Source organism: Brevundimonas sp. FG8 (assembly GCF_057808845.1).
The window spans coordinates 470081-489326 of the sequence record NZ_JBMDIU010000003.1; the positions used below are offsets into that span (position 1 = coordinate 470081).

Below are 19246 nucleotides of genomic sequence, written 5' to 3' on the forward strand. Positions count from 1 at the left end.
AAACGTGACCGAGCCCTTCGCGACCACCCTGCACATCCGGGATCACTGTCTGTGCCTGCATGCGCAGCAGGCGGCGCGGGCGCTGTCGCGGCGGTTCGACGAGGTGTTCCGGCCGCTCGGCCTGACCAGCGGGCAGTTCTCGTTGTTGAACAGCCTGAACCGCCCTGCCCCGCCGACCATCGGTCAGGTGGCGGAGACCCTGGCCATGGATCGCTCCACGGTGACGGCCAATCTGAAACCGCTGGAGCGCGCCGGCGCGGTGCTCTCCACGGTGGATCCCGATGACCGGCGCGGACGCCGGGTCGGCCTGACGGCGGCGGGGAAAGACCTGCTGTCGCGGGCCACGCCGATCTGGGTCGAGACCCACAAGGAGGTTGAAGCGGAACTGGAGGACGGCGGCGGCGACCGCGTCCGCGCCGATCTGCGCCGTCTTCTCAAGCCCTGATCAGACCACCGCCCCGTCTTCACCATTCCGGCGACGGAATATTCCACCGACGCGGCGGCCGACGGAGCGCAGGCGGGCGGCGCAGCCCTCCTTGAGCCCCTGCGCGGGCAAGGGTTTGGGGCTTCGGCACAGACACATGTAGCAGATGAACGGGCGGTCGCTCTCCAGCTCGATCCGGGTGCGCCAGTCGGCCTCGCAACACTCCGGACAACGCACCCGGACCGCGCCTTCCAATCCTCGCATCCACATGGCCCTGACCTCCTTTCGGGGTCTGGAGAAATCGCGATTACTCTCTATACGTGCATCACGGTTGGGCCGATTCGCGGCTGTCGTCACGTCAACACGAGAAACCGTCAGGGTTTCGTGCCAGGGTGGTCGGCCCACAAGGGGAGACCGCCCATGTTCCTGACCATCCTGCGCTCGGTGGAAGAGCTGCTCTATGAGGTCATGTCGTGGCTGCTGTTCTATCCGCGCACCCTGCTGATGACGCTGCGCCATCCGCTGAAGACCATGCGGTATTCGGACGCCGAGCAGCGCGACAAGCCGGAAAAGCAGTATCTGGAAACCCTGAGCCCGCCGATGTTCCTGGTGCTCAGCATCCTGCTGGCGCACGGGATCGAGCTGATCGCCGGCTTCGGGGTCGAGGGGCGCCATACCGGGCTGGGTGCGATGATCACCGCCAGCGACCAGAACCTGCTGATCTTCCGCGCCCTGATGTTCGCCCTGCACCCGCTGGTCTTCGCCTGGGCGTGGCTGCACCTGTCTGGCCGCAAGATCGAGCGCGACACCCTGCGCCCGCCCTTCTTCGCCCAGTGCTACCTGTCCGGCGCGACGTCCATTCTGGTCAGCCTCGGCTCGATGGGCGTGCGGGACGACGCCCTGTGGACGACGCTGCTGGGCGCCCTGGTCATTCTCGTCGCCACCATCTGGTACATCGCCATCCAGCGCCGCTGGCTGATGTCGGTCGAGGGCATGACCGGCCGGCGGGCGGGACTGTGGGCGTTCGGACTGTTCGCGGCGACGACCGGCGTGGTGATCGCGGCGAATGCTCTGGTGGAGTGAGGACAGTCCTTCTCCCCCGAAGGAGAGAAGGACACGCTCCTAGATCGGCTCCATGCCGTAAGGCCCGCAGTAGAAGGCCACATAGGTGTCATAGTAGCCGGACGGCACATACGCCCGCTGGACCCAGCGGTTCTCGCCCCAGCCGCCGCAACCGGAATCGGATACGGTGCCGCCGTACTGGGTTTTCGCGGCGTCATGGTACCAGTCGTAGATGTAGCCGGTGTGCTCCGGCGGATAGTCGAGCGCGGTCGCTCCCGTGAGGCCGACAGCCGCGAAGGCCACGGCGGAGACGACGGCGAGGCTTCTGATCCTGTTGAACATACGATCCTCCCTGATTGCGCTTTTTGCGCAAATGGATGGGACGCGCCGGGACACTGGATCACAACTCAAAGTTTGGTGAAGTTAACACACATCAATCTATAGGCGACGAAGGTGCGGTTCCACCTTCTTCTCCAGAAGGGCCACCAACTCGGGCTGCATGAAGGCGTAGTCGTCGGGGATGTCGAGGCAGATCACCCGGGCGCGCTTCAGGTGTTTGCCGAAGCGGCGCTGCAACTTCGACCGGTGCGCCTTCTCCATCACGAAGATGATGTCGGCCCGTTCAACAAGTTCGACCGAACACTCCTCCTCCGCATCCGGCGCCAGCCCGGCGGAGGCGGTCTCGACGCCGGGGTGGCGCGCGAACACCTGCTCGGCGGTGGGCGAGCGCAGACGGTTTCGGGAGCAGAGGAAGAGGAGGTTTTTCAAGCCCCCGCCAACCTCTGCAACTCCGCCACATGGGCCTTGAAGGCCAGTTTGCCGGTCATGGTGAAGTTGATCCAGGTGCGTTGCCGACCGTCCTGCGCGGCCTTGGTCAGCTTGATGTAGCCGGCGTCTTCCAGCTGTTTCAGGTGTTTGGACAGGACCGAGTCCGAGACCTTGATGGCATCGCGGATCATGGCGAACTCGGCCTCGTCGACGCGGGACAGGATGGCGCCGATCTGCAGGCGGCCGGGGGCGTGCAAGAGGGGGTCGAAGACAGGCACGTCGCTCATGCGTCGGCCCCGGCCAGTTCCTTGCGATAGACCTTCATCCAGACGCGGCTGCCGATGGACATGATGACCCAGGCGATGACCGCGTTGACCAGCGGCAGCCACCAGGGGCCGTCCCACAAGCTGGTCCACAGACCCGAGACCATCAGCGGCAGGATCAGGGCGACCAGGGCGTAGGAAACCCAGCGGGCCTTCCTGGGGCTGTAGCCGTTCACCCACCAGCCGTAGCGGGCCTTCCACGCGTTCATCATCCAGACGACGCCGAGGATGCCGAACACGACCGTCAGGGTGCTCCACGGCGGCGGCAGGCCCTGCCCGCCGACCATAACGGCCACGGGGATGCCGCCGACCACATCCCAGATCGGGTGATAGTCCAGCGACCGTCCCACCTCGCCCCGCGCGGCCCTGATGGCGGCGAGGGCTTCCTCGGGGGTTTGGTTCTCCGTCATGGCGACCTCCTCACTTTCCATGTTGGAAAGCTAGACGTCACTTTCCATGATGGCAAGTGATAATTTTCCGGATTGGAAAGTGAGATCGGACAACCCCTCCACGCAGTGGGGAGGTGGCTCGACGGCGAAGCCGGAGAGACGGAGGGGTCAGGCTTCGAGACTGCGGAACCACCGGTCGAACAGCACGGCCTCGGCGCGGCGGGCGGCGGTGCGCAGGGCGTTCTCCTCGTCCACGCCCCAGCGGGATTCCTGGAAGGCCTCGTCGATGCGGGACAGGTCGAAGGCCAATTCGCCGCCCAGAACGCCGCGCTGGACCGCCAGACCCAGCACGGCCGAGCCCAGCAGGGGCGTGACGGCGGCCAGACCGGTCAGGGCGAAGTCGTCCAGCTCCAGCGCCAGTTCGCGCACGCGGGCGACGGCGGCGGGGTCCTGCGGCTTGTGGGTGATGCCCTCGGCCAGCGCCAGCGGCACGCCCAGTTCCCGCGCCCAGTCGCGCCACGGCCCCCACTCGCGCGCCTGCTGCTCGACCAGCGAGCCGGGCGCCTCGGCGGGGTAGCAGAGCAGGTCAGACCCGGCATAGGCGGCGACCTCGTCGGCCACGGCCTCGCGCACCTGACTGACCCGGTCGATGGCGGTCGAGGCCAGACGGGTGGCGGGCATGGTGGCGGGGTCGATGAACTCGCCCTGCGCGGCCCATTCGTCGGCGACCAGACGCGCGGAGGCCCCGGTCGGCAGGGTCAGCTTCGCATGGGCGGGCGTCTTCGGCGCGCGGCCATCGAGCAGGACGGTCCAGCCGCCCTCGCCTTCCGACAAGTCCACGACCTTCCAGAAGCGCTTCAGTCGCTCCTCGGACTCGCGAAAGCCCTTCTTCGCGGCGACCATGGGATCAAGCGGGGGGATATGCGACATCGAAACTCTCGAAATCAGGCGGCGGCGCGGGCGAAGCCGTCCAGCACCACGTTCAGTTCGCCGAAGCTTTTCGCCACATGGCGGGCGCCGCCAGCGATCTGTTCCTCGGCCGTATGGAAGCCCCAGCCGACGCCCAGCGGCAGGACGCCCGCGTTGACGGCCATGGCGGCGTCATGCGCGGTGTCGCCGATCATCACGGTCGAGGCCGCATCCGCGCCGCAGGCGGCCATGGCGGCGTGCAGCATGGCTGGGTCCGGCTTGCCGGGGCCGTCCTCGGCGCAGTGCGAGGACAGGAAGATTTCGCCCCAACCCTGACGCGCCAGATTGCGGGCCACGCCGCGGCGGTTCTGGCCGGTGGCCAGCGCCAGACGCCAGCCGTCCCGGTGCAGGCGGCGCAGATGGTCCATGGCGCCGTCGTATAGCGGCTCCTCGTGCCCGGCCTCGTACATCCGGCGGAAGCTGCGCTGGAAGCCGGCCACGAAGTCGGCCAGTTCGGCGTCGGTCAGCTGGGGCTCCAGCGTATGCAGGGCCTTGTGCAGGCTCAGGCCCACGATCATGCGGACGCGGTCGTACTCAGGTTCCGGCAGGCCCATGTCGCGCGCCGCCTCCACCGCCGCGCGGTGGATGGAGGCCCGGCTGTCCACCAGGGTGCCGTCGATATCGAAAACTGCGAGGGGTCTCATCGCTGGCGGCGGACTCCCTCGAACGGGTCTTCCCCATCCGCCTCGTGCGGGTCGAAGCCGAAGTGGGCGAAGCCGGCCTTCATCTCGGGGCCCATCGGCGCCTCGACGATCAGCTTGCCGCCCGCGGGATGGTCCAGCTCGATGCGGCGGGCATGCAGTTGCAGCTTCAGGCCACCGGACAGGTCGCGCGACTTGTCGTCACCGTATTTGGGATCGCCCAGGATCGGGTGGCCGATGGCGGCCATGTGGGCGCGCAGCTGGTGGGTGCGGCCGGTGAAGGGGCGCAGGGCCATCCACGCGGCGCGGTGGGCGGCGCGGCTGATGGTGGTGAAGGCCGTTTCGGCGGGTTCGGCGCGCGGATCCTTGCGCTCGGCCGGGCGCATCATCTCGAAGTCGTTGATGCCGGTCTTCTTCAGCGGCATGTCGATCTGGCCCGCCGACGGCTTGGGGTTGCCGATGACGATGGCCCAGTAGGTCTTCTTGGCCTGACGGCGGGCGAAGGCGCCGGCGAGGCGCTTGGCCGCCTCCGGTCCCTTGCCGAGCAGCAGCACGCCCGAGGTGTCGCGGTCGAGGCGGTGCACCAGACGCGGACGGTCCATCCCCTCGCCCCAAGCGCCCAGCAGGCGATCGACGTGACGACTGGTCTTGGTGCCGCCCTGCACGGCCAGACCGTGCGGCTTGTTCAGGGCGATGACCATGTCGTCTTCGTAGATGACCAGCGACTTGGCGAAGGCGATGTCCTTCTCGGACAGGGTATGGGCGTCGCCCGCCTGCCGCGAGGTGTCGTCCGGGATCGGCGGCACACGCACGGCGGCGCCGGCGGTCAGGCGGCCCTCAGGCTTGATGCGGGCGCCGTCGACGCGGATCTGGCCGCTGCGGGCCATCTTCTGCACCTGGATATTCGACAGGTGCGGCCAGCGGCGACGGAACCAGCGGTCCAGCCGGATGCCGTCCTCGGCCTCGGCCACATAGATCGTCTGGACCTCGCGTTTGGGGGCGTCCGGGGTCGCATCGGCGGGCTCGCCGTCAGCGGGATTGTACGTCTCGTCGGTCAAAGTGCGGCTCCGAAAGCGCGGCGGGCCAGCATCAGGCCGATAAACAGGGCGGTGATCGACACGACCACCGAAACGGCGACATAGCCCGAAGCCATGGCGAACTGACGGCGCTCGATCATCAGGGCCGTCTCCAGCGAGAAGGCCGAGAAGGTGGTGAAGCCGCCCAGCACGCCGACGGCGACGAACAGGCGGATGTTCTCGCCGTGCGTCCCGCCCCTGAAGGCCAACCAGCCGGTCAGCACGCCCATCAGCAGCCCGCCGACCACATTGGCCGTCAGCGTCGGCCAAGGCCAGCCCGCCGTCACGGGCAGCAGTCGCCCCAGCCCGTAGCGGGCCATGGCGCCGAGCGCGCCCCCGGCTGCAACGATGAGAAAACGTGTCATGGTGCGGCTTATAGCGCCGATTGCGGCATTGCGAAGGGATCGCGCGTGGCGGGCGTTGCACAGATCGTTGGCCTGACCGCGGGCCTCTGGCTCATCGGCCTCGGCGTCTGGATGGGGCTCAGGCCGCGTCAGGCGCTGGGCGTTCTCGGCGCCATGGGAAGCAGCCCCGCCATCCATTTCGGCGAGATGGCCGTCCGGGCCCTGATCGGCGCGGCGATCATCGGCGCAGCCGAGCTCTCGCACGCGCCTTTGATCCTGACCGTATTCGGCGGCTTCCTGATCGTGTCGGCGCTGGTTCTGGCGGTTCTGCCTCGGCGTTGGCACTCGACCTATTCGACCTGGTGGGCGGCGCGCATCCCGGTGACTGCCGTGCGGCTGATCGCGCCATTCTCGGTCGTCGGAGGGGCGGCCCTGATCTGGGCGCTGCAGCCCACATGGCCCTCCTGACCGAAACTTCACTTGCCCCCGGGCAAGGTTAACAGCGATAGCTGAACAGCGGCGCTTCGCGTCGTGAGAGAACACCGTCCGCCGGGCGGCGTGATCTGCCATAGTCGCGTCCATCGAGACTCAAGGGACCGCCGAAGCGCCATGTCGCACGACGATCACAACCACGCCCCGAACCCCAACGCGCATCCGCACAATGCGCCGGAGCCCGAGCCGTTCGGCGCACTGAACGACGGCGGCCACGGCGGCAATGGCGCCGACGAGCGCCTGCAGGCCGCGCCGAACCCGCCGCCGCCGGGCGCGCAGGAGGCCCCGAACCGCGAGGCGCCGCAGCCGACCTCGCACACCTCGGCGCCGCCGCTGCGCAGCGCCGACGGCATCCTGCGCCCCATTCAGGACAGCGAGTATTTCTCCTACGATCCGGCCTCGGTGGCCGCGGTGTCGAGCCATATCGACGAGTATTTCAACCAGCCGCTGGACCTGTTCCCCTTCTGGGAGACCGAGGGCAAGCCGGACCGCTTCCACGTCCTGTTCAGCCGCCAGATCGAGGAACGTTTCCCGGTCGACAGCGACATCCGCAAGCTGATCCACGACTACGGCCGCCGGGTGTTCAGGGCGCTGATGGTGCACGTCTCGGTCAAGCGGGGCAGCCAGCTGGCCGCCCTGATCGGCTTCACCCTGCTGGCCACGCTGGGGCCGACCTGGTTCTCGGCCTGGACCGGTTCGCCGCCCATGGGGCTCGGTCTCGCCGTCGCCGCCATGCTGGCCGTGGTCGGGATTTTCTGGGCCGCGCAGGCGATCCTGTTCATCCAGTACCGGTTCCAGCTGGAGAACGACTCCTACGAGCTGTCGCGCGAGATCGTGACCCGGACGCGCGAGCTGCAGAACCTGTTCACCAGCGCCCGCGCCATGGCCGATCAGGCCGAGACCCAGTACCAGATGGACGGCAAGGGCTGGGGCCGCCGCGCCCTCTATCTGACCCGCCTGACCATGTGGATCGGGGCGCGGATGGAGTACCTCGAAAAGTACGTTCAGATGGAGCTGTGGCGTGTCCGGCGCGAGCGCTACTGGATGCGCTGGGCGCAGCGGATCATGACGCCGCTGGTGTTTATCGTCTGGCTGGCGATCTTCCTGCTGGAGCCCGCCCCGACCGACGCCGTCGCCTTCCGCGCCCTGCAGGCGCTGGCGGTGGTGCTGGGCCTCGGGGTCAGCTGGCTGTCCTACTTCCGCTGGCGCACGCCGGTGGCGGCGGTTCAGGAGAAGCTCGGCGTCGACGGCTGGGTCCGCTACGCCTCGCTGGACGTCGACAACGCCGTCGCCGATCAGGTCCGCCGCGACAAGGAACGGCTGGTGGAGTACCGGGCGCTGACGCGGGGGCGCTGACGCAGGCGCCGGCGCTGACCGGCTGGCGTCGTGCCGGGAAGTGATTGGTGATTAGTGATTAGTGGGTGGCGGCGTCACGAGCCGAGCCCGCTTCGCCGGATATCGGCGGCGGCGATCCACTAACCACTAGCCACTATTCACTTACCGCCGCAGCGCATCCTGCACCCCCCGGGCGTCATACACCTCCGGGCGATCCGGTTTCGCGCCACGGCCCATGACGACTTCCAGCGAGGTCGAGGTCGGGGACGGGCCGCTGAAGTTCAGGCCGACGCCTACGCCCACGCCGGAGGTGGAGTACCGGCTGCCATAGGGCCCGCGATAGCTGCCGCCGCCGTAGCCGACGCCCACGCTGGGGCGCACGCCGCCGGCGCTGTCGGGGCTGCCGTCGATCCAGCGCTGGGTGACCTCGAACCAGTCATAGCCCTGCGCGGTGGTCAGTTCCGCGGCGCGCAGCAGGGCGTAGTCGGCCACCGGCCCGGGCGCGCCGACGCCGTTGTAGGTGACGCGGTAGCGGTTGTTCTCGATCCGCTGCTCGGAATAGCCCTGCCCGCGCGCGGACTGCTGGGCGCCGTAGGGGGCCAGGCTGGCGCAGGCCGACAGGCCGAGACCGGCGGCGAGGATCACAGGCAGGACAAGGCGCTTCATGACGGTGCTCCGTATTGGGGAGGTAACCGTAGCGGCGGACGGTGGTTCCGGCCAGCGGCGGCGGCTTCACCCCTCCACCATGCTTCGCCTCCGGCTCGCATGATCCCCCTCCCCAGCTTCGCTGGAGAGGTGAGGCTGGAATTCACCTCTCCACGCAGTGGGGAGGTGGCGCGGCGCGGCTTCGCGCCGTGACGGAGGGGTTTAACCTCTCCACGCAGTGGGGAGGTGGCTCGACGGCGAAGCCGGAGAGACGGAGGGTTAAAGCCCCCCCGCCGCCTTCAGCGCCAGGAAGTCCTCCGGCAACGGCGCCTCGACGGTGACGTAGCCGCCGGACGGGTGCGGGAAGACCAGCTTCGACGCGTGGAGCATCAGCCTCGGCGCCGCGCGACCGGCGAAGGTCAGCGCGCCGCCGTAGCGGACGTCGCCCACCATCGGACGGCCGATGGAGGCCATGTGGACGCGCAGCTGGTGCATCCGGCCGGTGGCGGGGTCCAGCTCGACCAGAGCCCCCTCCTCCGACGACGACAGGGTGCGATAGCGGCTCAGCGCGGCCTGGGCGCCCGGCGTGTCGGCGGTGACGGCGCGGGTGTAGCTCTCGCGCCCGATCTCCTGCCGCATCAGGGGGGTGTCGATGGTCCCGGCGCGCGGCTCGGGCGCCGCCGACAGCAGGGCCTGATAGGTCTTCCTGAACCGTCGCGCCTGCATCGCCTTGCCGAGAAAGCCCGCCGCGGGCTTGGTCCGGGCGGCGATGATGACGCCGGAGGTGTCGCGATCCAGCCGATGCACCAGCTCGGGCCGCTTGCCGTTCGAGCGCATGAAGGCCCACAGCAGGTCGTCCAGCGTATGCGCCTGAATCCGCCCGCCCTGACTGGACAGGCCGGACGGCTTGTTGAACGCCAGAACATGCTCGTCCTCGTGGATCACCCACGAGCGAACGGCGGCGATCTCTTCAGGCGTCAGGACGACGGGGGCGCGAGTGCTCACGAAGCCGCCTTGGGCGTAAAGCGGATGCGGCCGGCGCGGACCAGCAGGCCGCAGATGACGCCGACGATCAGGCCGGCGAACGGCGCCGCGAACAGGGTGGCCAGAAGGATGCGGTGGGCGCCGATGACGTCGCCGCCCGCCTCGGTCTCGAGGAAGACGGACAGGCGGGCGTTCAGATGAACCGCCCAGCACATCAGGATGAAGCCCAGACCGGCGCCCATCAGCGGCCGTCCCCGCGCCTGCGGAGCCACCATCAGGATGATGGCCGCGCCGCACAGGACCAGCGCCACGATCTCGACCAGCGGCGCCGAGCCCGGATTGAGCCGATAGCCCAGCAGCCACTGGATCAGCACCCCCACCCCGATCAGGCAGGCGGCGGCGAGGGTCAGGGTGCGGCGGGGAGCGACGATCTGCATGCCCGACCGCTTAGCACGATCCGCACCCGACCCAAGCCGTTCCTGTCAGCGCAGAACGCCCTTCTTCGCCATGCTCCAGGCGTACCAGAGCAGGAAGGCGGCGATGGCGAGGATGACGAACGGCATCCACTGCATCATCTCCATGCCCGGCGGCGGCGGAGGCGGCGCATCGATGAACTTGCCGTAGATCAGGCTCACCAGCGCGCCGAGGAACGACAGGGCGAAGGCGTGCACCGCCCATCTGCGCCGGACCAGCAGCAGGATCGTGCCGATCACCGCGCCCCAGACGCCAAGCACCCACGGGACATACATCCAGGTCGGCATGGCGTTGAAATAGTCGATCATCGGCTGATCGAAGCCGGACTCGCGGAAATAGGCCTCGCCCCGCGTGGTGGTGCTGATGAAGTCAAAGGCGCCGAAGCCGTTCCACAGCAGAGACAGCACCCCGACCACCCAAAGGTGCCAGGGCGTGCGGACAGTCATCGTGTTGGTATCAGTCATGGTCCCCTCCCAAGGTCATGTGATGGAGGGACGATGCGCCGGAAACAGGGTTACGGCAACGGTGGGAAACCGCGCGTTTCCGGCATGGTCGATACTACTGTCCCGACTTCCGCGCCCGCAACTCGGCCCAGCGTTCCAGCCGTTCCCTGACCTTGGCTTCGTGCCCCTCGCCCTTGGGCTTGTAGAAGGTGCGGCGCTCCATCCCCTCGGGGAAGAAGTCAGCGCCCGAAAAGCCGTCCTCGGTGTCGGGATCGTACTGATAACCCTCGCCGTAGCCGAGCGACTTCATCAGCTTGGTCGGCGCGTTGCGAATGTGGGCGGGCGGCATCAGGGAGCCGGTTTCGGCCGCCGCGCGCCTGGCCGCCTTGTAGGCCTCGTACACCCCGACCGACTTGGGCGCGGTGGCGAGGTGGACCACCGCCTGCGCCAACGCCAGCTCGCCCTCGGGGCTGCCGAGGAAGTCGTAGGTGTCCTTGGCCGCATTGGCGACGAGGATGGACAGGGGGTCGGCCTGACCGATGTCCTCGACCGCCATCCGCACGATCCGGCGCGCCAGATACAGGGGATCCTCGCCCCCGTTCAGCATCCGCGCCAGCCAGTAGAGGGCCGCATCCGGGTCCGACCCGCGAACCGATTTATGCAGCGCGGATATGAGGTTGTAGTGCTCTTCTCTGCTCTTGTCATAAGCCGGTGCGCGCTTCTGGAGGATGCCCGCCAACGCCTGCACGTCCAGAGGCTCGGTCGCCGTCAGATCGAACAGCACCTCCGACATGGTCAGCAGGTAACGCCCGTCGCCGTCGGCCAGAGCCAGCAGGGCGTGGCGGGATTCCGGCGTCAGGGGCAGGCTTTTGCCCTCCATCGCCTCGGCCCTGATCAACAGTTGATCCAGCGCCGCGTCGTCCAGCCGCTTCAGCACATAGACCTGCGAGCGCGACAGCAGGGCCCCGTTCAGCTCGAACGACGGGTTCTCGGTCGTGGCCCCCACGAGGGTGACGATCCCCTCCTCCACGAACGGCAGGAAGCCGTCCTGCTGGGCGCGGTTGAAGCGGTGGATTTCGTCGACGAAGAGCAGGGTCGACTGACCGGCGGCGCGGCGCATCCGCGCCTGCTCGAACGCCTTCTTCAGATCGGCCACGCCCGAGAAGACGGCGCTGATCTGCTGGTACTGATAGCCCGCCGCCCTGGCCAGCAGGCGGGCGATGGTGGTCTTGCCCGTGCCGGGCGGTCCCCACAGGATCATCGAGCCCAGACGGCCCGCCTCGATCATGCGCCGGATCGGCCCGCCCTCCCCCAGCAGGTGATCCTGCCCGACCACCTCCTGTAGCGTCTGCGGCCGCAGGCGGTCGGCCAGAGGAGCGTCGGGGGGATGGATGCCGGAGGCTTCGAACAGATCGGTCATTGCCCGTCACAGATAGGCGTAACCGCTCGGTTTTTCACGCGTTACTGTGCCCAGGGTCCGAGGAGAACGAGATGGCCGACGACAACAAGCCCATGGGCCCGATCACCGGCGTCTCGCCTCACCTGACCATCCCCTCGCGCGGCGGACAGGCGGCCATCGAATTCTATCAGCGCGCCTTCGGAGCCGAGGAGGTGCGCCGCATGCCCGCCGAGGACGGCGAGCGGCTGATGCACGCCCACCTGCTGATCAACGGCGCCAGCGTGCTGCTGGCCGACGAGTTTCCCGAGTTCAACGGCCAACAGGATATCGTGCCGACCGGCGTGGTCCTGCATCTTCAGGTCGACGACGCCGACGAGTGGTGGAACCGCGCCATTCTGGCCGGCGGCGTGCCGCTGTATCCCTTGGAAGACCAGTTCTGGGGCGACCGCTACGGCCAGTTGAAGGATCCGTTCGGCCACACCTGGTCGATCGGATCCCCCATCCGGAAATAGGCGATCAGCGCATCACGCCGGTGATGGTCCGGCCGCGGCGATTGATGCTGACCTCGGCCCCGCGCCCGACATTGGCCAGTTGGCCCACGCTGGTCACCGGACGGCCGTTGACGGCCACGACCACGTCGCCCCCCTGGAAACCGGCGCGGTTGGCGTAGCTGCCGCGCTGCACCCCGCCGATGATGACCCCGCTGGAGAACGGATCGCCGCCCAGCGCATCCGCCAGCGCCGGGTTCAGGGCCAGGACCCGGGCGCCGGACAGGGCGCCGGTCTGGATGGTGGTGGCCTTGTCGACATCCGGATCGCCCGGAAGGCTGCTGATGCGGGCGTTGACCGTCTGACGGCGGCCGTCACGCAGATAGGTGACCTCCACCGTCTCGTTGGGGTCATGCAGGCCGACGCGGAAATTGAGCCCCCCCTGATCGTTGATCTCGGCGCCGTCGACGGCGGTGATCAGGTCGCCTTCGCGCAGGCCCGCTCGGTCGCCCGGCCCGTTGTTCCAGACCTGGGTGATGACGATGCCCTGCGGCCGTTCGAGGCCGAGGCTGCGGGCGATGTCGGCGCTGACCGTCTCGCCCTTCACGCCCAACCAGGGGCGCACGACGATGGTGGCGCCGCCGACGGCGTTGTCGACCACCCGCTTCACCATCGAGGCCGGGATGGCGAAGCCGACGCCGGACGAGGTGCCCGAGCGCGAGAAGATGGCCGAGTTGATGCCGATCAGGTCGCCGTCCATGTCGACCAGCGCCCCGCCCGAGTTGCCGGGGTTGATGGCCGCGTCGGTCTGGATGAAGGAGCCGCTGTCGGAAATGTTCGTCTCGGTCCGGTTGAGGGCCGAGATGATGCCGTTGGTCACGGTCTGGCCGACGCCGAACGGATTGCCGATGGCCAGCACCAGATCGCCAACCTGCTGTTCCTCGCGATCATCGATGTTCAGGGTCGGCAGGCGCTCGTTGACGCCCTGCAGCTGAAGCACCGCCAGATCGGAGCGCTCATCGCCCAGAACCACACGGGCGTCGAACTCGCGCCGGTCGTTCAGGATGACGCGGATCGAACTCATGCCGTTGACGACGTGGTAGTTGGTCACCACGACCCCGTTCTCACGCACGATGACGCCCGAGCCGACCGAGCCGGTCTCACGCTGTCCCGGCATGCCGAAGAAGGGATCGCGGACCTGCTGCACGCCGCGGGCGGAGATGTTGACCACGGCCGGGGCGGCGGTGCGGACAACCGGCGCGAAGCTGGACTTCATCGCCATGGCGTCGCCGGGCACGACCCGGTTGTCGGAGAAGACGCCGTCCTGCGCCTTGGAGTTCGAGGGTTGTCCGCAGGCGGCGAGCGTGAGGGCGAGTGCGATCGCGAGAGAGCCGGTCTTCATCATCATCCGTAAGGCAAAGGCGGGAGAGACGTTCCCATACGGCTACGGATTTCGGGCCGGATCAAGGCGACGCGATCAGGCGCCCGACGCCTCGGCCCGGGACGCCTGCCGTCCCACGACCCAGCCGATCACCGCCGCCAGCAGCAGCACGCCCGCCGCGACGTAGAAGGCCAATCCCGGATCATAAAGGCCGCCGACCAGAAGGCGCGAGGCCGGCCCCTGCCCCGCCCAGCCCTCGATCCAGCGCGCGACGCTCTGGAACTGACCGCCGGTCGAATGGGTGTAGAGCCAGCCGAAGAACAGGGGCGAAAGCACGCCGGCGATGGCCCCGACGCTGTTGTTCGCGCCCTGAAGCTGGCCCTGCTCATCCTCGCCGACGCGGCGGGTCATCAGGGCCTGAATCGTCGGCATGGCGAGGCCCCACAGGGCGTTGGGCAGCATGGCGGCGATGAAGGCCCAGCCGGTCGGCGCCCAGCCCATCAGGGCGATGCCGACGGTGCCGCCGATCAGGCCCAGCACCAGCGTCCTTCGCTGGCCGAAGCGTTTGGAGACCGGCCCCACCAGCAGGCCCTGCACGATCATGTCCAGCACGCCCACGAGGGCCAGTAGCATCCCGACCTGCAACGGCCCCCAGCCGTAGCGCAGGCCCGCGTACAGCACGAACACCGCCGAGAAGACGTGGTGGGCGAAGTAGAGCAGGAAGTTCACGACCGCGAGGCCGCTGAGCTCCGCATGGCGTTTCAGCAGGATCAGGGCGCCGACGGGGTTCGCCCGCTTCCAGCTGAAAGGCATCCGCTTCTCGGGCACGAGGCTCTCGGGCAGGACGAACAGGCCGTACAGGAAGGCCACGCCCGACAGGACGGCGGCGAACCAGAAGGGGGCGCGCGGCCCCAGCTCGCCCAGGAAGCCGCCCAGCACCGGCCCAAGCACAAAGCCGCCCGAGAAGGCCGCGCCGATCAGCCCATAGGCCTTGGCCCGCTTCTCCGGCGCGGTGATGTCGGCCATGTAGGCGAAGACGGTGGTGAAGCTGGACGAAGTGATCCCGGCGATGATCCGCCCGGCCGCCAGCCACCACAGGTTCGGCGCCAGCGCCATCAGCACATAGTCCAGCGCCAGACCGGCGCAGCTGATCAGGATGACCGGACGGCGGCCGTACTTGTCCGACAGCGAGCCGATGATGGGCGAGCAGATGAACTGCATCCCCGCCCAGAGGGCCACGAAGACGCCATTGATCCAGCCAGCCTGGGCATTTGACCCGACGAACTCCTCGATCAGGTGTGGCAGCACGGGGATGATGATCCCCATGGCGATGATGTCGAGCACCGCCGTCACCAGAATGAAGGCGATGGCCGCGCGGCGGACTTTCAGATCATTCAGGGCGTTCATCGGCGGCGGTTCTAGCCCGCCGGGCGTCAGCGCGCCATCGCCGGCAGGGTGTCCTCGGGTCGTCCGTCGACGGCGGGGCCGGTGACGCCCAGCAGCCGGACCAGCAGGGGCTCGACGTCGATGCTGTCCATCTCGGTCAGGCGCACGCCCGATGCGAAAGCCGGGCCGTGGGCGATGAACAGGGCGCGCATCTCGGGCGCCTGGTTGTCGAAGCCGTGCCCCCCGCCCCGGATCCTAGACGGATCGACGCGCCCGCGCAGGGCGACGGTCCAACCGGTCTGCACCAGACAGACGATGGCCGGGATGCGCGGGTGGGTTCCATAGGCCAGACGCGCGGGGATGTCGCCCTTGCGCCAGCACTCCATGTGCGGCTTCACACCCAGCAGGGCCGCCTCGACCTCGGCCTCGCGGCCCGGGACAGAATCCAGCGACACGACCGCCCCCCACGCCGTCACATTGACCGCCGCCGGGTCGATCAGGTCATCGAGGAAGGCCACTCGCTCGCCCGACAGGGCCGCCATGCCGTGATCGGCCACGATGACCAGATCGGCGTCGAGGTTCAGCTTCTCCAGTCCCTCGACCAGAGCCTTGATCGCGGTGTCGACGTCAGCGACGGCTTGCAGGGTTTCCGGCGCGTCCGGGCCGAACGTGTGCCCCTGGGTGTCGACGATGTCGAAATACAGGGTCGAGATGGCCGGGCGTTCCTCCGGAGGCAGGCTCATCCAGCCCAGCAGAATGTTGACCCGCGACAGCGACGGCACGCCCTTCTCATAGGGGACCCAGTAATCCGGGCGCACGCCGCGCACCGGCGCTTCCGAGCCCGGCCAGAACATGGCGGCGCTGCGCAGACCCGCCTTATGAGCCGTCACCCAGATCGGCTCGCCGGCGTCGTACCAGACCCGGTCCATCACCTCGGTCCGGTTGCCCAGCGAGAACCGGCGTCCCGGCAGGTCCGGATCGTTCATGGTGTTGTAGACCAGACCGTGGTGGTCGGGGTGCAGGCCGGTCACCAGCGTATAGAAGTTCGGGAAGGTCACGCTGGGCCAGGACGGGCGCATGCCGTCCACGGTCTGCACGCCCTCAGCGGCCAGTCGCGACAGGGTCGGGGTCCGCGCCGCGTCCAGATAATCGGCCCGGAAGCCGTCGATGCCGATCAGGATCACCGGCCGCTCGCGCTGCACCGCCGGAGCCGGGGCCGGAGCCTGCGCCTCCGCGGTCGTCGGGGCCATCGCCAGAGCCGATACGGCGGCGACGGTCAGGGACAGGGCGCGAAGGAACATGGCGGACTCCGTACAGAAGCCGGCTGCCTAGTCGGTCTCGGCGACAGGCGCACGACGACCGGACGTCGCGGTTGCAAAAGCTTAATGCGAAGCGCCTTGCCAGCGGACCCGACACACGTTCAACCTGCGCTTTATGAGCGCTGTTATCGAAACTCGCGGCCTGACCAAGATCTATGGCGACGTGCGCGCCCTGGACGGGCTTGATCTGACCATTCCCAAGGGCGGGGTCTATGGCGTGCTGGGGCCGAACGGGGCGGGCAAGTCCACGCTGTTCCGCATCCTGCTGGGCCTGATCCGTCCGACGGACGGATCCGCGACCGTCATGGGCGGCGCCATCGGCGATCCGGCCGCCATGCGCCGCATGGGCTCGATGATCGAGACGCCGCGCTTCCCGCCCTACATGACCGCCCGGATGGTGCTGCGCTGGCTGGCGCTGGAGCATGGGACGGCCAGGGACGCCGACATCCCCTACTGGCTGGAGCGCGTCGGCCTCACCCGGGCGGCGGACCGCAAGGTGCGCGGCTTCTCGGTCGGCATGATGCAGCGTCTCGGCATCGCCGCCTCGCTGATGACCCGGCCCGATCTGGTCATTCTGGATGAGCCGACCAGCGGCATGGACCCGCCCGGCATTCAGGAGATGCGCGGCCTGATCCGCTCGCTGGCCGCCGACGACGGCGTGACCGTCATTCTGGCCAGCCACCAGCTCAGCGAGGTCCAGCGTATCTGCGACCGCGTGGCGATCATGAACAAGGGCAAGCTGGTGCTGGAGGGCGCGGTCAGCGACCTGACCGCGGCCGGCGGCGAACGCCTGCGCCTGATCGGCACGCCGGTCGAGAAGGTGCTGGGCGCCCTCAGCGTCCGCGCCACCCGCGACGGCGAGGCCGTGCTGGCCGAGATCAAGCGCCCGGACGCCCCGGCCCTGATCCGGGCCCTGGTCGAACAGGGCGTCGACATTCACGAAGCCAAATGGGTCGGCGCCGACCTTGAAAGCATCTTCTTCACCGAGACGGGCGCCGTGCAGGAGGCCGACGATGCTCGTTGATGCGCTGAAAGCCGAGAGCTACCGCTTCTCCCTGAACCGGGTGCTGGTCTTCATCTCCGTCCTGCTGACGCCCCTGCTGTTCGCGATCGGCGGCGTGCTGTTCCACTGGGTCAGCAAGATCAACGGCGACAAGGCCGCCCAGGCCGCCAAACTGAACGTCGCCGCCCCGAGCGAGGCGGTGAATCTGGGCGATGTCTTCGGCTTCGCCGCCGCCGGCTGCGCCAACGGCTTTGTGCTGATCTGCGTGCTGATCGCCGCCGCCACCCTCTACGCCGGGGACTATCGCTGGGAGACCTGGCGACTGATCAGCGCCCGCAATGACCGCACATCCCTGCTCCTGGCCAAGGTCGGGGTGGTCAAGCTGATCGCCATCATCAGCAGCCTGTTCTTCCTCGCGGCCAGCCTGATCTTCTTCCTCGCCCAGGCCATGGTCTATCAGCGCGGGCTGAGCTTCTCGGTCCCGGCGGGCGACATCGGCGGCATCGCCCTGACCTGGCTGCTATCCTATGTCCGCATCGTCCAGTTCACCCTGATCGGCTTGCTGGCGGCGGTGATGACGCGCTCCCTGCTGGCCGCCCTGATCGTGCCGTGGGCGCTGGGCTTCATCCAGAGCCTGGCCGGTCAGCTCGGCCCGGCGCTGTTCGGCATGGATCCCGGCGGCTGGACGCTGCAACTGCTGCTCCCGGGGCTGGCCTATGACACGCTGAAGGCCGCCGTCGAAGGCCCTCTGGACGCGCCCCTGACCGGGGCGGTGGTGTGGAAGGCCCTGACCGGTCTGACCCTGTGGACCATCCTCCCCCTCGCCGGCGCCCTGGCGTGGTTCAGGAAGCAGGACCTGTCGAAGGAGTAGCGGTCAGAACCGCTTCTCCATCCACGTATCCGCCCGCGCATAGGGGCTGGGGCGTGGCGGCAGGTCGGTGAAGCCGAAGCGGCGGTACAGGGCGATGGCGTGGGTCTGGGCCCTGTTGGTCTCGAGATACAGGCGCGGGGCTCCGGCGGCGCGTGCGGTGGCCTCGCAGGCCTCCAGCAGTTGATACCCGAGGTTCAGCCCGCGCGCCGCCGCCAGCACGGCCATCTTGCCGACCTCATAGCCGCCGTCATCCATCGCCATCAGCGAGCAGCAGCCGACCGGCGCCCCGTCCCGCTCGGCGATGAAGATGTGGCCGCCCTTGCTCAGGATCGCCCCCTCGGGGTCGCCCAGCACCAGCTGGTCCTTGGCTTCCAGCGCATAGCCGCCCGCCACCAGCCAGTCCTCGTTCAGCGACCGCCAAGCGGAAGCGTGGTCGGGCCGGTACGGCGCGATGATGATGACAGGGTCAGGTGTCGGCATGGGCCCTCCGGAGCCTCCATCTGGGGAAGCGAGCCCGACGGCGGAAGACCACGAACGAGAAAGGGGCGGCAGGCTTTCGCCCGCCGCCCCTTCTTTGCCCCAACGAACGAAGCTTAGGCTTCGTCGTCGCCCTCGATCTCATAGACCGGACCCGAGTCCTGGCCCTTGGCGTCGACGTCGCGGTCGACGAACTCGATCACGGCCATGGCGGCGTTGTCGCCATGGCGGAAGCCGGCCTTCATGATGCGGATGTAGCCGCCGTTACGTTCGGCGTAACGCGGGCCGATCGTTTCAAACAGCTTGCCGACTTGCGGCACGTCACGGACCTGGCTGATGGCCTGACGACGAGCGTGCAGGTCGCCCTTCTTGGCGAGGGTGACCAGCTTCTCGACGAAGGGACGCAGTTCCTTCGCCTTCGGCAGGGTGGTCGTGATCTGCTCGTGCTTGATCAGCGAAGCAGCCATGTTGGCGAACATGGCCTGGCGGTGGCTGACCGTACGGCCGAGCTTGCGATAGGCGGCGCCGTGGCGCATCGGGGTCTCTCCTACTC

General features: G+C 68.4%; 26 protein-coding genes. 7 read left to right on the forward strand and 19 right to left on the reverse strand.

Annotated features, from left to right (window positions below):
* The first annotated feature begins 4 nt into the window (after window positions 1–4).
* On the forward strand, window positions 5–445 hold the full coding sequence (locus ACODRV_RS08590) for a MarR family winged helix-turn-helix transcriptional regulator (RefSeq protein WP_488908040.1): 441 nt from the start codon (window positions 5–7) through the stop codon (window positions 443–445).
* On the opposite strand, the gene ACODRV_RS08595 is transcribed toward ACODRV_RS08590, so the two are convergent.
* On the reverse strand, window positions 446–688 hold the full coding sequence (locus ACODRV_RS08595; protein ID WP_488908041.1) for a hypothetical protein: 243 nt from the start codon (window positions 686–688) through the stop codon (window positions 446–448).
* A gap of 156 nt (window positions 689–844) precedes the next feature.
* Here ACODRV_RS08595 and ACODRV_RS08600 point away from each other — a divergent pair, with 156 nt between their 5' ends.
* On the forward strand, window positions 845–1507 hold the full coding sequence (locus ACODRV_RS08600) for a hypothetical protein (RefSeq protein ID WP_488908042.1): 663 nt from the start codon (window positions 845–847) through the stop codon (window positions 1505–1507).
* 39 nt (window positions 1508–1546) lie between these two features.
* On the opposite strand, the gene ACODRV_RS08605 is transcribed toward ACODRV_RS08600, so the two are convergent.
* From ACODRV_RS08605 to crcB, 8 genes are all read right to left on the reverse strand, one after another.
* A complete protein-coding gene (locus ACODRV_RS08605; RefSeq protein ID WP_488908043.1) occupies window positions 1547–1828 on the reverse strand; it encodes a hypothetical protein in 282 nt (93 codons plus the stop codon).
* Between the two features lie 96 nt (window positions 1829–1924).
* On the reverse strand, window positions 1925–2254 hold the full coding sequence (locus ACODRV_RS08610; protein WP_488908044.1) for a low molecular weight protein tyrosine phosphatase family protein: 330 nt from the start codon (window positions 2252–2254) through the stop codon (window positions 1925–1927).
* Entirely contained in the window at window positions 2251–2541 is a 291-nt protein-coding gene (locus ACODRV_RS08615) for a winged helix-turn-helix domain-containing protein (protein WP_488908045.1), read from the reverse strand. The genes ACODRV_RS08610 and ACODRV_RS08615 overlap by 4 nt, the downstream gene beginning before the upstream one ends.
* Entirely contained in the window at window positions 2538–2987 is a 450-nt protein-coding gene (locus ACODRV_RS08620; RefSeq protein WP_141626294.1) for a hypothetical protein, read from the reverse strand. Before ACODRV_RS08620 ends, ACODRV_RS08615 begins: the two co-directional genes overlap by 4 nt.
* Window positions 2988–3134: 147 nt before the next feature.
* Window positions 3135–3896 (reverse strand): ATP12 family chaperone protein, encoded by a 762-nt coding sequence (locus tag ACODRV_RS08625; protein ID WP_141626293.1) that lies wholly within the window; start codon window positions 3894–3896, stop codon window positions 3135–3137.
* Between the two features lie 14 nt (window positions 3897–3910).
* The gene (locus ACODRV_RS08630) at window positions 3911–4579 is read right to left on the reverse strand and encodes an HAD-IA family hydrolase (protein WP_488908046.1); all 669 of its coding nucleotides are present in this window, start codon (window positions 4577–4579) and stop codon (window positions 3911–3913) included.
* A complete protein-coding gene (locus ACODRV_RS08635; RefSeq protein ID WP_488908074.1) occupies window positions 4576–5553 on the reverse strand; it encodes an RluA family pseudouridine synthase in 978 nt (325 codons plus the stop codon). The genes ACODRV_RS08630 and ACODRV_RS08635 overlap by 4 nt, the downstream gene beginning before the upstream one ends.
* Window positions 5554–5630: 77 nt before the next feature.
* Entirely contained in the window at window positions 5631–6017 is a 387-nt protein-coding gene (gene crcB, locus ACODRV_RS08640) for a fluoride efflux transporter CrcB (protein ID WP_488908047.1), read from the reverse strand.
* Between the two features lie 45 nt (window positions 6018–6062).
* On the opposite strand from crcB, the gene ACODRV_RS08645 reads away from it, so the two are divergent.
* Window positions 6063–6464: a hypothetical protein gene (locus ACODRV_RS08645; protein ID WP_488908048.1), complete on the forward strand. Its 402-nt coding sequence runs from the start codon at window positions 6063–6065 to the stop codon at window positions 6462–6464.
* Between the two features lie 141 nt (window positions 6465–6605).
* Entirely contained in the window at window positions 6606–7844 is a 1239-nt protein-coding gene (locus ACODRV_RS08650) for a hypothetical protein (RefSeq protein ID WP_488908049.1), read from the forward strand.
* Between the two features lie 141 nt (window positions 7845–7985).
* On the opposite strand, the gene ACODRV_RS08655 is transcribed toward ACODRV_RS08650, so the two are convergent.
* The 5 genes from ACODRV_RS08655 to ACODRV_RS08675 all read right to left on the reverse strand — a co-directional run bounded on the left by ACODRV_RS08655 (window position 7986) and on the right by ACODRV_RS08675 (window position 11789).
* Entirely contained in the window at window positions 7986–8489 is a 504-nt protein-coding gene (locus ACODRV_RS08655; protein ID WP_141626288.1) for a CC0125/CC1285 family lipoprotein, read from the reverse strand.
* Between the two features lie 258 nt (window positions 8490–8747).
* Window positions 8748–9473, reverse strand: coding sequence for an RluA family pseudouridine synthase (locus ACODRV_RS08660; protein ID WP_488908050.1), 726 nt, complete (start codon window positions 9471–9473; stop codon window positions 8748–8750).
* Window positions 9470–9889 (reverse strand): hypothetical protein, encoded by a 420-nt coding sequence (locus ACODRV_RS08665; RefSeq protein WP_488908051.1) that lies wholly within the window; start codon window positions 9887–9889, stop codon window positions 9470–9472. The genes ACODRV_RS08660 and ACODRV_RS08665 overlap by 4 nt, the downstream gene beginning before the upstream one ends.
* Before the next feature lie 45 nt (window positions 9890–9934).
* A complete protein-coding gene (locus tag ACODRV_RS08670; RefSeq protein ID WP_141626285.1) occupies window positions 9935–10390 on the reverse strand; it encodes a hypothetical protein in 456 nt (151 codons plus the stop codon).
* 94 nt (window positions 10391–10484) lie between these two features.
* Window positions 10485–11789: a replication-associated recombination protein A gene (locus ACODRV_RS08675; protein ID WP_488908052.1), complete on the reverse strand. Its 1305-nt coding sequence runs from the start codon at window positions 11787–11789 to the stop codon at window positions 10485–10487.
* A 71-nt stretch (window positions 11790–11860) separates the two neighbouring features.
* Between ACODRV_RS08675 and ACODRV_RS08680 the strand changes: the two genes are divergently transcribed.
* Complete coding sequence (locus ACODRV_RS08680; RefSeq protein ID WP_141626283.1) at window positions 11861–12280, forward strand: VOC family protein; 420 nt, start codon at window positions 11861–11863, stop codon at window positions 12278–12280.
* 4 nt (window positions 12281–12284) lie between these two features.
* Here the strand turns inward: ACODRV_RS08680 and ACODRV_RS08685 are convergent, their stop codons facing one another.
* The 3 genes from ACODRV_RS08685 to ACODRV_RS08695 form a co-directional block, all read right to left on the reverse strand.
* Window positions 12285–13658, reverse strand: a complete 1374-nt coding sequence (locus ACODRV_RS08685; RefSeq protein WP_488908053.1) for a trypsin-like peptidase domain-containing protein — start codon at window positions 13656–13658, stop codon at window positions 12285–12287.
* Window positions 13659–13733: 75 nt separating this feature from the next.
* Entirely contained in the window at window positions 13734–15044 is a 1311-nt protein-coding gene (locus tag ACODRV_RS08690; RefSeq protein WP_488908054.1) for a TCR/Tet family MFS transporter, read from the reverse strand.
* A 26-nt stretch (window positions 15045–15070) separates the two neighbouring features.
* A complete protein-coding gene (locus ACODRV_RS08695; protein ID WP_488908055.1) occupies window positions 15071–16324 on the reverse strand; it encodes an alkaline phosphatase family protein in 1254 nt (417 codons plus the stop codon).
* A gap of 133 nt (window positions 16325–16457) precedes the next feature.
* Here ACODRV_RS08695 and ACODRV_RS08700 point away from each other — a divergent pair, with 133 nt between their 5' ends.
* Together ACODRV_RS08700 and ACODRV_RS08705 are read left to right on the forward strand one after the other, a co-directional pair.
* A complete protein-coding gene (locus tag ACODRV_RS08700) occupies window positions 16458–17366 on the forward strand; it encodes an ABC transporter ATP-binding protein (protein ID WP_141626280.1) in 909 nt (302 codons plus the stop codon).
* On the forward strand, window positions 17356–18216 hold the full coding sequence (locus ACODRV_RS08705; protein WP_141626279.1) for a hypothetical protein: 861 nt from the start codon (window positions 17356–17358) through the stop codon (window positions 18214–18216). Before ACODRV_RS08700 ends, ACODRV_RS08705 begins: the two co-directional genes overlap by 11 nt.
* A gap of 3 nt (window positions 18217–18219) precedes the next feature.
* On the opposite strand, the gene ACODRV_RS08710 is transcribed toward ACODRV_RS08705, so the two are convergent.
* Together ACODRV_RS08710 and rplQ are read right to left on the reverse strand one after the other, a co-directional pair.
* Complete coding sequence (locus ACODRV_RS08710) at window positions 18220–18696, reverse strand: GNAT family N-acetyltransferase (RefSeq protein WP_488908056.1); 477 nt, start codon at window positions 18694–18696, stop codon at window positions 18220–18222.
* 113 nt (window positions 18697–18809) lie between these two features.
* The gene (gene rplQ, locus ACODRV_RS08715; RefSeq protein ID WP_141626277.1) at window positions 18810–19229 is read right to left on the reverse strand and encodes a 50S ribosomal protein L17; all 420 of its coding nucleotides are present in this window, start codon (window positions 19227–19229) and stop codon (window positions 18810–18812) included.
* Between the last annotated feature and the right edge of the window lie 17 nt (window positions 19230–19246).

Bases quoted from the DNA above. Each gene is read 5' to 3' on its own strand.
- ACODRV_RS08595 (WP_488908041.1), bottom strand. From the start codon at position 688: ATGCGAGGATTGGAAGGCGCGGTCCGGGTGCGTTGTCCGGAGTGTTGC.
- ACODRV_RS08600 (WP_488908042.1), top strand. From the start codon at position 845: ATGTTCCTGACCATCCTGCGCTCGGTGGAAGAGCTGCTCTATGAGGTC.
- ACODRV_RS08605 (WP_488908043.1), bottom strand. From the start codon at position 1,828: ATGTTCAACAGGATCAGAAGCCTCGCCGTCGTCTCCGCCGTGGCCTTC.
- ACODRV_RS08615 (WP_488908045.1), bottom strand. From the start codon at position 2,541: ATGAGCGACGTGCCTGTCTTCGACCCCCTCTTGCACGCCCCCGGCCGC.
- ACODRV_RS08620 (WP_141626294.1), bottom strand. From the start codon at position 2,987: ATGACGGAGAACCAAACCCCCGAGGAAGCCCTCGCCGCCATCAGGGCC.
- ACODRV_RS08625 (WP_141626293.1), bottom strand. From the start codon at position 3,896: ATGTCGCATATCCCCCCGCTTGATCCCATGGTCGCCGCGAAGAAGGGC.
- ACODRV_RS08630 (WP_488908046.1), bottom strand. From the start codon at position 4,579: ATGAGACCCCTCGCAGTTTTCGATATCGACGGCACCCTGGTGGACAGC.
- crcB (WP_488908047.1), bottom strand. From the start codon at position 6,017: ATGACACGTTTTCTCATCGTTGCAGCCGGGGGCGCGCTCGGCGCCATG.
- ACODRV_RS08650 (WP_488908049.1), top strand. From the start codon at position 6,606: ATGTCGCACGACGATCACAACCACGCCCCGAACCCCAACGCGCATCCG.
- ACODRV_RS08655 (WP_141626288.1), bottom strand. From the start codon at position 8,489: ATGAAGCGCCTTGTCCTGCCTGTGATCCTCGCCGCCGGTCTCGGCCTG.
- ACODRV_RS08665 (WP_488908051.1), bottom strand. From the start codon at position 9,889: ATGCAGATCGTCGCTCCCCGCCGCACCCTGACCCTCGCCGCCGCCTGC.
- ACODRV_RS08670 (WP_141626285.1), bottom strand. From the start codon at position 10,390: ATGACTGATACCAACACGATGACTGTCCGCACGCCCTGGCACCTTTGG.
- ACODRV_RS08675 (WP_488908052.1), bottom strand. From the start codon at position 11,789: ATGACCGATCTGTTCGAAGCCTCCGGCATCCATCCCCCCGACGCTCCT.
- ACODRV_RS08680 (WP_141626283.1), top strand. From the start codon at position 11,861: ATGGCCGACGACAACAAGCCCATGGGCCCGATCACCGGCGTCTCGCCT.
- ACODRV_RS08685 (WP_488908053.1), bottom strand. From the start codon at position 13,658: ATGAAGACCGGCTCTCTCGCGATCGCACTCGCCCTCACGCTCGCCGCC.
- ACODRV_RS08690 (WP_488908054.1), bottom strand. From the start codon at position 15,044: ATGAACGCCCTGAATGATCTGAAAGTCCGCCGCGCGGCCATCGCCTTC.
- ACODRV_RS08695 (WP_488908055.1), bottom strand. From the start codon at position 16,324: ATGTTCCTTCGCGCCCTGTCCCTGACCGTCGCCGCCGTATCGGCTCTG.
- ACODRV_RS08700 (WP_141626280.1), top strand. From the start codon at position 16,458: ATGAGCGCTGTTATCGAAACTCGCGGCCTGACCAAGATCTATGGCGAC.
- ACODRV_RS08705 (WP_141626279.1), top strand. From the start codon at position 17,356: ATGCTCGTTGATGCGCTGAAAGCCGAGAGCTACCGCTTCTCCCTGAAC.
- ACODRV_RS08710 (WP_488908056.1), bottom strand. From the start codon at position 18,696: ATGCCGACACCTGACCCTGTCATCATCATCGCGCCGTACCGGCCCGAC.
- rplQ (WP_141626277.1), bottom strand. From the start codon at position 19,229: ATGCGCCACGGCGCCGCCTATCGCAAGCTCGGCCGTACGGTCAGCCAC.